Below are 10,919 nucleotides of genomic sequence, written 5' to 3'. Positions count from 1 at the left end.
AAGAAGATGCAGTCACTCATTGCTTTGTGTAATAAATTGATTCGTATATTCTTTGCGATTGGAAAGAAACAATTTGAGTTTAGTGAAGAGAGAATGTTGCAGGATATCCCTCATATGAGGACAAACATAGAAGTAGAAAAAGCCGCTTAATTCAATAGGAAAAGTAAAGTAGAAAAGAATTTTTAGTGTTTTTAAATCTCGTACATTTGAAGCACGGATTAGTCAGCAAAGCAACTAAACTTCGGGCAAGGACCCTGTGGGGCAGCATGACTGACATCCACCTCATGGAAAGGTTGGACGAAGGAATTTGAGAGCGAAGACTCTGTGAGGCATGGGAGGGTTGACCTCCATGAGAATTGTGGACATCCACCAGTGCGGTTATATTTTAACTCATCCACCATTTTTTGTAAGTGTGTGGCTAATGAGCTATTAGTCTTTTTGCTTCAAAAGCCCAAATTTATCCTTACGAGATAAATCCAACCATAATTACGAGCAGTAACTCTAAAAATTACTTTCTATAAAATACTGAGAATACTGGAGAAAACGTGAGTTTTCACTTTGTTTATTGAGGGAGTTTAGTGGAAAAAGAATAGTTGGTTGTTGGTTGGTGAAAATATACCTAAATATAATTTAGGGTGATGTAATTGAAGAAAAGTTTCTTTCTTTTAATGCTTCTTTTCAGTATCTTAATTTGTGGGATAAATAATGGAACGGTATATGCAATTACAAACGATAAGCCTCAACCTTTAGAGGAAATATATCCTGAAATTGGTTATAAGACGGTTGAAGAAGCTGTAAAAGAATTTGAGCAACATTTCAAACAAGACTTAAAACTACCTCTTAGGATCCCACCTATAAACTTTACTCATTATTTTGGAAGGTTTAGTGATTTAGATGGCGACATAAACGATTCTTTTGAATTGAAGTTTATTAGTGATGAATCACCTGAAAATCATTACAAAATAAATGTTCGACCTGTTAATCATAAGATTCCAATAAAGGATAAATACATTTTTAAAGTGTTTAAACTAAAGAACGGAAATGAAGCAAAGTATATGGAGTATAGAAGTTTTGGTGCATTAGTCTTTGAAAGAGATAATTGGCAATACATACTTAGTATTGATAAAAGGATTTCTGATAAGGTTACTCCTGAAGTATTAGTTGAAATAGCTAATTCAATTGATTATCCAAGCGAAAAGAAAAATCCATTCCAATAACAGTAGTGTTTATTAAGCTAACGGGTGCGTTTCTTCAATAAGTTGAGATACTTTTTCTTCTTCAAGAAAATTAGAAAATAACAATTAAGTTAAAATTTTAAAAAACTAAGTTAAGTAAGATTTAAAGGACGGTTCTTAATGAAAAATCATATAAAGATAAATGGAAAGCTTCTTCAAACAAACAAACGTTTTTCACAATTAAAAAACAGTCAAAAGGAATGGATCGCAACGGAACTTTATATACTTTACCACAATAAGATGAAAGAAATACGTACAACAAGGAAACTCCCACCTGATCACCGCGATGCTGTTATATCGTCCCTCTATGAACAGATTCAGAATAGAGAAATATGGATTCCTTATGGTGAAGTAAAAAAATATGCATTTAGTAAAACCACAAAGATAGTAAAATCTTTTAAGAAACAATTTCCTAAGTTGAGTGAGGAAATTGAAGCCGAGCACGCTAACAAATAAAATGCAAGTCATTATTAAGCAATCGGGCGCTTATATGTAGTATGATTTTTGACCGTATTCATCGTTAATAACGATATTCAAGTAAAGTCCTATCATTGTTTACGATGAAAACTATTAACAAAATATATTAAGTAAACAAAGTTAGGGAATAGGCAGTTTGGGGTGGGTATGAAAGGCTGGTTTGCCTACTGAAACAACTGCTTCAGCCTTTCAAGACCAATCATGCCCACAGAGGCTCCAAGTCAAGTCCTTATACGCTTATTTATGGTTGGATGTAAAAAATGATAAAAGGTGCACCATTTCTGTGTTTTGAAACGGATACTACATATAAGGATGCGTTTGTTGAACATCTAAAGCCTAATTTCTTTCTAAACATGCGGAGGAATTATTTTTATCTTTCAAAACCCTTAACTTTGTAAATCTGCCCCAATGGTAAATACGGTGGCAACCAGTGGTAAACTTTGTGGTAATCGTTGGTAAATTAAATGGCAGAAGTGGTACATTCCTATGGCCGTATTAAACAACGGAGGCCGGTAGCAGCACTTTTTAGTTTATTCTGTTTCAGCTCGAGGAACTTAAAAGGTTTGGTACTTAGTTAAAAGAAAGGTTGCAGCCTAATTAAAAGGAATTATTTTTTCCGATTAATTATCAAAAACTCTTTATCTGAATAACGTGAATGAAACTCTACTCTAAATAATTATGAAAATAACCTATTGCATTAACATTGATATAATATCACTAAGTACCGTCAATTATGAAAAGTAATATAAGAGTATACATTTTAGGTGTTTTTTTGTTTTAAAACATACTTACAAATAAAAACATTAATATGATATAATCTTAATACATTAAATGTAAAATTTAACCCAAAATGTAACTTATAGTTGTAGCGAACTACTAATTTCTCTATTATACTCAATACATGAATTACTTAAATCCTAATGAGATTAAAATTAAGTTCGGACAAAAAGTCAGATTATTAAGAATAGAAAAAGGGATATAACAAGAGGAATTTGCTTATCGAACAGGGTTACATCGAAATTACATCAGCAATATTGAAAGGGGAAAAAGAAACGTTTCACTAGAAAACATTTTTCTATTATCCGGAGAAACATTGCCAAAATTTGAGGATTTATAAGGAAAGCTATGAAGGATTATTTTTACCTGGGCACTTGAATAATCCAGAGCTACTAGTGCAACCGACCTTACATTTATGTATTATAGGTGGGTTTTTTTTATTGTAGTTGAATCATTTTGATAAATAAGTAAATGTTTTTTAAATTAATTGTTAAATTCTACAATTTTCGCATTCCACATATACTACAATTGAAATAACTTAAAGGAAAACGTCAGAAAATGCCTATATTATACGAATTATTTTACGTGAGGTGTATTTTAAAATGAAAGCAGCAGAACAACTTCCAGAAGAGTTAATTTCAGATGAGATCATTACATCTTCTGAAATAAAATATTTTTTTAGAAGGTCGTATTTTATGGTAGATGATAATATGTATGTAGAACTTGTCGCACTGGCAGCAGAGTCAAGAATTAGATCGGATATTGAAGAAGAATTAAATTGCGAAGTGATCGACTCTACATCTAGAGAATTATACTTAGATTCCTCTTCGGTAGATTTTGCTATGGAGCTAAGAGAATCAGGTATTATTAAAGAAGTATATCCGCTTACAGAGGAACAGCTTAACTACCTAAAGATAAATTATAAAAATGATTTATTTTCTATAACAAAAGACACCATTTCCAAGTTAATTAAACATTGAGATAAAATGTAACCTTTGCTATAATTTAGCTATATTCTTTTAACTTTTCTTTTAAATTGCAACCATTTTCGGTTAGCAGGGTTACTAATAAACTTTCGGAGCCTTTGGGTTCATATTAAAGTAGAATCAGATTTTGACTGTCTACTTTTTATGAAAACCCAAGGGCTTTTTTGCGTTTAAAGGGGGGGAGGAATATGTGAGTATATAAAAGTTGCTCATAATTAAAAAGCTATTAAGAGAGGATGTTTAGTACATGCAGTTTGAAACATGTTGTTTTATCTGTAAGGGCCAATGTGAAACATTAATTCACATTAACGGTAAAACGTATTGTTCAACAGGTTGTCTTGAAAAGGGGGAAGTAGCTCATGTTTAAACTTACTTGCTTTGCTCCTATTCCGCCAGAACAATTAGGTACTGCACTTAGAGGATTACGTTTTGCAACAAAGAAAGATGGATTTGAATGGTATTTAGATGGCCATGTTTTTAGAATTGAGCCATTTAAAAATCAACCAAGAGAATCCATGAAAGCCTACAGAGCCTTTTTTAAAGGAGAAATTGATGGTGGTATCTATTTGTTTGATTCCTCGTTAGGCTGGTTAGATCCAATGGTCACAGGAGTCGAATTCGAATTATCCCATCACAAAATGAAAACAGAAGATTGGATTAAAGACCTTTTAAAACGTCCATCATACGAAATGGTAGACAGCAGAGGGTTATTCCAAAAAGGAAGAGTAGGGGTTGTGGTTGTTAATGGCAAAGTAACCTTTCAAATTCGTTCTTCTAAAGGTAAAAGACTGAAATTAATAGAGTGTCTAAAGGAGATTGAGCTATTGCAGAGTGAGTTAAGACCTGTTGAGTTCGATCTTTTTTCGTTCCAGGAAGAAGGTGTAGCAGTATGACATTTGATTTTTATACGAAAAACGCTAAGTTTTCAGTCGGTGAAAAAACATTTTCTAAGAATGGTGAGGTAATTGCATCGGGTGACATCTTCCTTTTTCAGATTTTACTAGGTTATCCCGCTTTGTTGATTATTACGGAGAATGAATTTTGTCCTCCTGCCATAATCAAATCAGAACCAATTACGTCTGTATTACCAGAATGGGAGTTTTTTGATGGAGTCCAAAGACCAGATAAATACACATTCCTAGTCGTTGTAAATCACGAAAGGAAATCTGTATCTAATCTCGTGTCAGCTGTAGACCAAGAACATGCAAGACAATTAATGTCTTTGCATTATGGTTCGGATACTATCATTTCGATTAAACACATAAGGATGGGGAAATTATCATGTTAAAAAACAAAGTTTTGGATTATTTTAGACCGTCATACATGCAAGAAAGACTATTTAAAATGCTAAAGACCGATGGAGTATTTATAAGAAACGATTGTCGAGTGGGTTTTCTATATTCTGTCCAAATTGGGGAGATACACGGAAAGCCCATTTTTATTGAGGTGGGATTAAAAGCTGGAAAGAAAATGATCATTACAAATGCGTTCATTGCTGAAATTGCAGCTTAATCATATTTTAGGAGGAATTATCATGAGTAAAAGTTGTGAAAATTGTCGCTTCAATACTGAAAGACCTGCGTTTGATTTAAAGAGATGTAAAGCTTGTTCTCGGACCGATAGGGCTCATTTCGAAAAGAATCCTAATGCTGCTGAAATCATGCAACTGCTAGTGGAAAAAGGCATCTATCCATCCTTGAAGAATGTAGATTCTCGTGTTAAAGCAATAAAGAAGACAATGGAAAAACAACTTATTGATTAAGAAGTAAAACGTCATGAATATACCCGTTTCAATGTTGTTGCTAAATTTGTTCCGAAAAAGATTAGCGAGATTGATTACGTGGGTTTAAATGAGTATTTCCATGATATTGGATTACTGATTCCAGTATTAAAAATGGATCATAAAGAGATAAAAAAAGAAGAGCTCCTTCTTGAGACATTGAGAGCTTATCGATACGAACCTTCCTATTATGTGAAGCCTAGCTTTAACAAAAAAGGGAGGAATTAAACAAACCTTCTCATTTTAGCCCTGAAGAATGGGGCACTTGTACCTCAACTAGATAATTATCAGCATGAATATGAGAAGGCCAAAAAAATAATGTTGCAATGTAAGGAGTTACATCAAGAAAAGAAGATTTCTCATGAATACGGTTCTGTTTCATTGGTTGCCAATGATCCGTTATATGATATCAATGCTATTTATGAGGATTTTGGAGAAGAAATGCTTATCCAGTACGGTAAGCCAGATTCTGAAAAACTACAACAATTCATTCAAAAAGGTATCATTACCAAAAAAGAAATCGACCAATTTAAAACAGTGGTTGATATTCGTTTAGATTTTATCATGATGAATCTTGATACCGAAAAACAAATGATGAGTATGCTACAGAATCGTACAATTCAAGCTTCACAAAACCGTATGAGAGCTTAAAAGATAAGGAGAGAATGAATATGAAAACACAGCAACAAATGTTTTCATTCCTCCAAAGAACTTTACTTTCACACGATGTTGAACTAGTTGGAAATAAAATTAAGGCTAAGAAACTTCTGAAATCTAGAAGTTTCTCTAGCTTTAAACTAACCTATCTAAAAAACGGTCAAGAGGTATCTCTAAATGCGGGAAAATACACAAAACGCTATACGAGTGATGATGAATTACTAAATTTAATCCATAGTTTCGGATTTTACAAAGAAAATAAAACACTCTGGGAAGAAATTAACTATGAAATGCAATCTTAAAGGACTAAAGACAATCCATCATAATCTTTTATCTTGGAAAGGCAACGAGATTAATCGAGATTATTAGAGCCGGATTTTAGCTGACCATTTTCCGAAGATTGTTAAGGACAAAGATGGTCATCCTACTGTAATTGAATTTTTGGGTCGTAAGTTTTATTCGAGAGGTGCCAAAGAGGTTACAAATGCTATTGATAACGAAAAACTAGAACAAGTTAAAACATTACTAGCAGAAACTAAGAGATTGCAGAATGAGGACGAATGGGTAAAGGCTGATGAATTTTACTTTCAACTCCTTGATAAAGGTCTCCTCGAATGGATGATTGAAGAACTTGAGGGAAAATCTAATAGTTCAGCAAAAAAGGAAAAAGGACGAATCACATAGCTCATTCATATATGATAAACCAAATTAGAGAGTATACTCTCCTTTCAATTTAGGAGGATTTTTATGGGACATTACTTTTTTAAATGGATTCAGGAGCATGGTAAAGGGAGATGGAATGTTGTTCAAGTCATTGATGATCAGGCTCGTTATTTTGTATTAAAAACCGCGGTTCTTGAAGTGATTGGGAGAAGCGGGAAGGAAAACTAATTCCTTTTAAAAAGACACATTAATAGGGAGAGAAGAATTATGAAAAATATACTAAGTAGAACTGTTATAAAAACCGATAGTGAAATGAGACAGATGCTAGAATTTTTGGGCTATGATCTAACAGATGATAGCGGAGAATTTGACCATTCACTAATGGTGTCAATAGCGTCTATGGCTGAAAAATTCAAGTGGGATGAAATAAACGAAGTTTGGTATTGTTAATGTTTTTTTCCAAGTTGAGAAGGAGAAAATTTTCAAATGAACTTAAGAAAACAACTTAAATTAGTTGAGATTCCAGATAAATTTTGGGAAACAGAATTGAATAATGACCAGGAAGGTATGAAACACTGGAAAGATTTAATGGATAAAGCTGAAAATGAATCCGATAAGGAATTGTTGAATCCAATATCTTTGAAAACCATCTTTTTAGCAATGATGTATGCAGCAAGAGAAGAAGGGGTAGAATTGGATGCAAAATATTATGAATTAGAAAATCTAATCAATGAGGAGAATGATTTAAGTCTAACTGACATGGTGGATAATATAGAACATGTTTATAAGTTCATAAAAGAAGAAGTATGAGTTCTTTTTTTGATACTTAATAAACTGACATTATAAAACTACTATAAGGAGCATCCTCTGCTAAGCATATTTTCCTAGCGGGGGATACCCCCTTTATGCTTAGTAGTGGAATAATGATATGAAGGATATTTTTGAGAGTATTAAAGGCCACATGAAAGAGGTTTATCTAGAAGGAACGCAATTAGTTGTAACGTATTCGGGGGGAAAGACAGTACCCTAATGCGAAATCCCGCTAGTTGAACTAGAGGATGGGCAATTAAGCTTAGCTATTTAATTAATCTTTGTAAGGGAAAAGTTTTCATGAATAAGCAAATGTATGAATTAGGAGATCCTTAGGAAAGGCATCGTATGCACTTTAAACAGGTTCCAATTTTGGAAGATACAAAGAAGATTCGCTATTTACTTTTCTAGTTAGCGAATCTTCTTTTTAATTATTCTCTCTAATATAACCATCTACTGTACATTCAACTAATCGTTTTAGTGATAAATATTCTTTCCTAGGTTCATTACACATGTTTAATACGCTTTCAAGAGAACCTACATCTAATTTATCATCAAAATGATAATTCACTTCGCCAGAGTATGCTTTACTTTTATAATATAAATTTACTTCAAGTACATATAATGGGTGTTTAGATTTTTCCTCTATAGGTGTTGCATCTTTATGTTCAATTATCACATTTCATCCTCCTTTCTTTATATTTTTCACAGGACAATTTATTTCGACTTTTTTGACTTTGACTATATTTGACTAATTAGATAATACAAGGGATTGGAAAAACATTCAACGGTTCCGCTCACTGTTTTACCATTGCCTTGGATTTGGGTTTCCCATGTATTTTTCTAAACGATTAGCTGCATGTTTATCTAACGCTTTATCCCAGAATTTCATTGCTCCTTCATACCCATGCGCTGTGTATTTGACCTCAATAAACATATCGTCTAATCGAACAGGGGAGAAGACTCTTATATTTAACTTTTTCATCAGTTCTACCATTGTTTTGATATCCATTCGGACCTTCTTAAGAATATGTTCATGTAATGATTGATACGCTTCTACAATTTTTAAACCCGCTTGATCAGATATCATTCGATTATATTCCAAGCATTCCAGCAGGTAAGTATGAAAAATGTATTCATATATAAGATTTTGTTCATTATCGGAAATAGGAGCTTTCATTTTAGAAACTTCCTTTATTTATTTATATTAACGACCGCTAATTTAATTCTTATTATAACGTCTATGCTCGAATAATAAATAGGTTAGCCACACATAATAAAAATGCACCTAGAATGGAACTCCCTTTTTAAGAGCCTTTTATGGCTCTTTTTATAATTTATAAATGCTTAGAATGACGATTAGGAGGGCGGAACTTAGAAATTTGCCTAATTTTCCGCAGAAATTGGCTAATTATTGTGATTTTACAAATGTATCTATAAGGGTTTAAAATTTTAATAATGCTAATAAGTTTAGTTCAGTGAATGTCTGATCCACATTCACTGATTGGGGTGAATCTTATTTTTCCACGAGTTGTATGATTACATATGTAGCTAATACGTTGCCAATTGTAGCGTTAGGTTGGAAAAGATCTTGGAAATTAGCTCAAAGTTACTCATAACATTCACCTCCTTTAAACAGAGTTGTTATACAGCTCTGTTTTTTTTGCTGGCTCCTTTATTTTAAATTCCAAATTTATACAGGTATAAAGTGAAGTGAAAAACAGCCTTTGCATATAATAGTTTTTTAGCTTAAATAGTCGAATCAAAGTTAAGTAAAAGTATCATCATATAGTATTAGTGTTCTATATACATTTACTAAACGCAATAACATGAATTATATTGTTTTTTTCTGGGAAATATAGTAATATTTAATTATATTAGTTTTACTTTTCTTTTTTTATTGCAACCTCACTTAGATGGTTAGCGGGTTTGATATTAAACGTAATGCGTCCTTTGGGATGATTCTTTCACACTTGTATTCAGTGTGTCTATGAATCTTTCTGAAGGGCGCTTTTTTTTGCGTTTTATATAAAAAATTAACTTCAGAAAGGGTGTTTTAAATGGCTCAAACTATGGCCGAATTATTCAACAAGGGTGATGTAATCGAGGATTGTCGCAAGATGGTTCTATCGAAAGGAAGGCATCAAAGAGCTCGTGTATCTGCAGAGATCATTCTTAAAGATGGTACTCGTCGTTTCTATCGCTGTCTATCTATTGAAAGTGATGAAGCTTATAATGAGGTTCTTACTTTTGTTAAGGCAATAGAAGATGCAACTGGTGAATCAGTAGTATGGAGGTTTAAGGGTGATAAAACCTACCATTTGGGATGTACTCAACCGATTCAAGTTGAGAATTCCAAATTACTTAGCAAATTAAGTAAATTAAGAGATGGGTTTATGGGATTTTTCTTCCCGGAAGCATAATAGGATTTTCTAACAGAGGCATAGAGGTGCGTCTGTATTTTTATTGCCAAAAATCGTAGAAAAGGTGGAGAAATTAATGAAAGATTTTGTTGTTAATATTCGTGAGGAAATGATGTTTTATGGAGTAGATAATACGCCGTTGCAATATCTTCTAGCGATTATTATCGGAGGAAAATTAGCGAATGCCGAGAATACAGGTATCCTAGCTGGTATAGGTATTCGTAGATTAGCAGAAATGTCTGAGATTGAACTTATCGACTTGGGGATTGGTAAGGTATCAGCTCAACGTATTGTTGCAGCTTGCGGTCTTATCGGTCACTATTTAAAGTCCAAAAAAGATGAGGAAGACTTTATCATTCGTTCCCCTGAAGATGCAGCAACATTGTTCCAAGATTTGAAATATAAAAATCAAGAACAATTTGAAGTGGCATTTTTGAATACGAAAAATAAGGTCATAAGTAGGAAAACTATATTTAAGGGTTCGTTGAATGCTAGTATAGTACATCCTCGGGAGGTTTTTCGCGAAGCTGTTAAGTTGAGTGCTGCTTCAATAATAGTTGCACACCAACATCCATCTGGAGACCCTACTCCTTCACGCGAAGACCTAGAGGTTACTAAGCGTCTTGTTGAGTGTGGAAGGATGATGGGCATCGAGCTTCTTGATCATGTAATAATAGGCGAATCAAAATATATTAGCCTTAAAGAAAAAGGACATATTTAGTTGTCTTTTAGAATTTTATAAACAAATTATTATTTAAATTAGGAAAGTGGATTTAATGTTAATCGTTTTTGGTAGTTTGTAATAGTGTTCAGGTCCTTGAATCAAAAGGTACTGGAAACAACGGTAATAACAACAATAGTCAAAATAACCCAAACAATAATAATGGTTATGGTGGCAATCACCAGGGTGAAAATCAAGGTTATGGTCAAGGTGATTACGACCCATTTGCAAATGTTGGTCACCTGATTGATTAAGCCAGGACGACCTTCATTTTGAATATAATATAAATTAAATATTGCTTACTTAAAAGAGTGTTTGAACTGACCTAGCCAAATGAGACATATATAAAACACCTATCCATATTAAATTTAACACTTTTTCATTAATTTG

The 10,919-nt window shown here is 33.0% G+C and carries 19 protein-coding genes, 2 pseudogenes and 1 riboswitch; of the genes and pseudogenes, 19 read left to right on the top strand and 2 right to left on the bottom strand.

Going from position 1 to position 10,919, the window contains the following annotated elements:
* The 16 genes and pseudogenes from ACR65M_RS25205 to ACR65M_RS25130 form a co-directional block, all read left to right on the top strand.
* Window positions 1-150: pseudogene (locus ACR65M_RS25205) on the top strand (IS110 family transposase); the annotation flags it as partial.
* 494 nt (window positions 151-644) lie between these two features.
* Complete coding sequence (locus ACR65M_RS25200; protein ID WP_440274759.1) at window positions 645-1,217, top strand: hypothetical protein; 573 nt, start codon at window positions 645-647, stop codon at window positions 1,215-1,217.
* A 138-nt stretch (window positions 1,218-1,355) separates the two neighbouring features.
* The gene (locus ACR65M_RS25195) at window positions 1,356-1,691 is read left to right on the top strand and encodes a hypothetical protein (RefSeq protein WP_440274758.1); all 336 of its coding nucleotides are present in this window, start codon (window positions 1,356-1,358) and stop codon (window positions 1,689-1,691) included.
* Between the two features lie 1,015 nt (window positions 1,692-2,706).
* Window positions 2,707-2,829: pseudogene (locus ACR65M_RS25190) on the top strand (helix-turn-helix domain-containing protein); the annotation flags it as partial.
* Window positions 2,822-2,904: riboswitch (cyclic di-GMP riboswitch) on the top strand. Its footprint overlaps the pseudogene before it by 8 nt.
* Before the next feature lie 187 nt (window positions 2,905-3,091).
* On the top strand, window positions 3,092-3,469 hold the full coding sequence (locus ACR65M_RS25185) for a hypothetical protein (protein ID WP_440274757.1): 378 nt from the start codon (window positions 3,092-3,094) through the stop codon (window positions 3,467-3,469).
* Between the two features lie 365 nt (window positions 3,470-3,834).
* Complete coding sequence (locus tag ACR65M_RS25180) at window positions 3,835-4,368, top strand: hypothetical protein (protein WP_440274756.1); 534 nt, start codon at window positions 3,835-3,837, stop codon at window positions 4,366-4,368.
* Entirely contained in the window at window positions 4,365-4,763 is a 399-nt protein-coding gene (locus ACR65M_RS25175; RefSeq protein WP_440274755.1) for a hypothetical protein, read from the top strand. The genes ACR65M_RS25180 and ACR65M_RS25175 overlap by 4 nt, the downstream gene beginning before the upstream one ends.
* Entirely contained in the window at window positions 4,757-4,987 is a 231-nt protein-coding gene (locus ACR65M_RS25170) for a hypothetical protein (RefSeq protein ID WP_440274754.1), read from the top strand. Before ACR65M_RS25175 ends, ACR65M_RS25170 begins: the two co-directional genes overlap by 7 nt.
* 22 nt (window positions 4,988-5,009) lie before the next feature.
* A complete protein-coding gene (locus ACR65M_RS25165; RefSeq protein ID WP_440274753.1) occupies window positions 5,010-5,237 on the top strand; it encodes a hypothetical protein in 228 nt (75 codons plus the stop codon).
* A 78-nt stretch (window positions 5,238-5,315) separates the two neighbouring features.
* Complete coding sequence (locus ACR65M_RS25160; protein WP_440274752.1) at window positions 5,316-5,483, top strand: hypothetical protein; 168 nt, start codon at window positions 5,316-5,318, stop codon at window positions 5,481-5,483.
* A 90-nt stretch (window positions 5,484-5,573) separates the two neighbouring features.
* Complete coding sequence (locus ACR65M_RS25155) at window positions 5,574-5,906, top strand: hypothetical protein (protein ID WP_440274751.1); 333 nt, start codon at window positions 5,574-5,576, stop codon at window positions 5,904-5,906.
* 20 nt (window positions 5,907-5,926) lie between these two features.
* Complete coding sequence (locus tag ACR65M_RS25150; protein ID WP_440274750.1) at window positions 5,927-6,214, top strand: hypothetical protein; 288 nt, start codon at window positions 5,927-5,929, stop codon at window positions 6,212-6,214.
* Between the two features lie 139 nt (window positions 6,215-6,353).
* Window positions 6,354-6,596, top strand: a complete 243-nt coding sequence (locus tag ACR65M_RS25145; RefSeq protein ID WP_440274749.1) for a hypothetical protein — start codon at window positions 6,354-6,356, stop codon at window positions 6,594-6,596.
* A gap of 63 nt (window positions 6,597-6,659) precedes the next feature.
* On the top strand, window positions 6,660-6,803 hold the full coding sequence (locus ACR65M_RS25140) for a hypothetical protein (RefSeq protein ID WP_440274748.1): 144 nt from the start codon (window positions 6,660-6,662) through the stop codon (window positions 6,801-6,803).
* Between the two features lie 39 nt (window positions 6,804-6,842).
* Entirely contained in the window at window positions 6,843-7,025 is a 183-nt protein-coding gene (locus ACR65M_RS25135) for a hypothetical protein (protein WP_440274747.1), read from the top strand.
* A gap of 36 nt (window positions 7,026-7,061) precedes the next feature.
* Window positions 7,062-7,385, top strand: a complete 324-nt coding sequence (locus ACR65M_RS25130) for a hypothetical protein (protein WP_440274746.1) — start codon at window positions 7,062-7,064, stop codon at window positions 7,383-7,385.
* A gap of 427 nt (window positions 7,386-7,812) precedes the next feature.
* Here ACR65M_RS25130 and ACR65M_RS25125 read toward each other — a convergent pair whose 3' ends face one another.
* Window positions 7,813-8,064, bottom strand: coding sequence for a hypothetical protein (locus ACR65M_RS25125; protein WP_440274745.1), 252 nt, complete (start codon window positions 8,062-8,064; stop codon window positions 7,813-7,815).
* A gap of 126 nt (window positions 8,065-8,190) precedes the next feature.
* The gene (locus ACR65M_RS25120; protein ID WP_440274744.1) at window positions 8,191-8,565 is read right to left on the bottom strand and encodes a YhjD family protein; all 375 of its coding nucleotides are present in this window, start codon (window positions 8,563-8,565) and stop codon (window positions 8,191-8,193) included.
* Window positions 8,566-9,445: 880 nt separating this feature from the next.
* Here ACR65M_RS25120 and ACR65M_RS25115 point away from each other — a divergent pair.
* The 3 genes from ACR65M_RS25115 (at window position 9,446) to ACR65M_RS25105 (ending at window position 10,783) form a co-directional block, all read left to right on the top strand.
* Window positions 9,446-9,808 carry a DUF6018 family natural product bioysynthesis protein gene (locus tag ACR65M_RS25115; RefSeq protein ID WP_440274743.1) on the top strand — a complete coding sequence of 121 codons (363 nt, stop codon included), beginning with the start codon at window positions 9,446-9,448 and terminating at the stop codon, window positions 9,806-9,808.
* 76 nt (window positions 9,809-9,884) lie between these two features.
* Window positions 9,885-10,529 (top strand): RadC family protein, encoded by a 645-nt coding sequence (gene radC / locus ACR65M_RS25110; protein WP_440274742.1) that lies wholly within the window; start codon window positions 9,885-9,887, stop codon window positions 10,527-10,529.
* A 68-nt stretch (window positions 10,530-10,597) separates the two neighbouring features.
* A complete protein-coding gene (locus ACR65M_RS25105; RefSeq protein WP_440274741.1) occupies window positions 10,598-10,783 on the top strand; it encodes a hypothetical protein in 186 nt (61 codons plus the stop codon).
* The last annotated feature ends 136 nt before the right edge of the window (window positions 10,784-10,919 follow it).

This window comes from Ferdinandcohnia sp. SAFN-114, assembly GCF_059415045.1.
The sequence above is the reverse complement of the archived record's forward strand: the minus strand, read 5'-3'. Positions and strand labels throughout refer to the sequence as shown.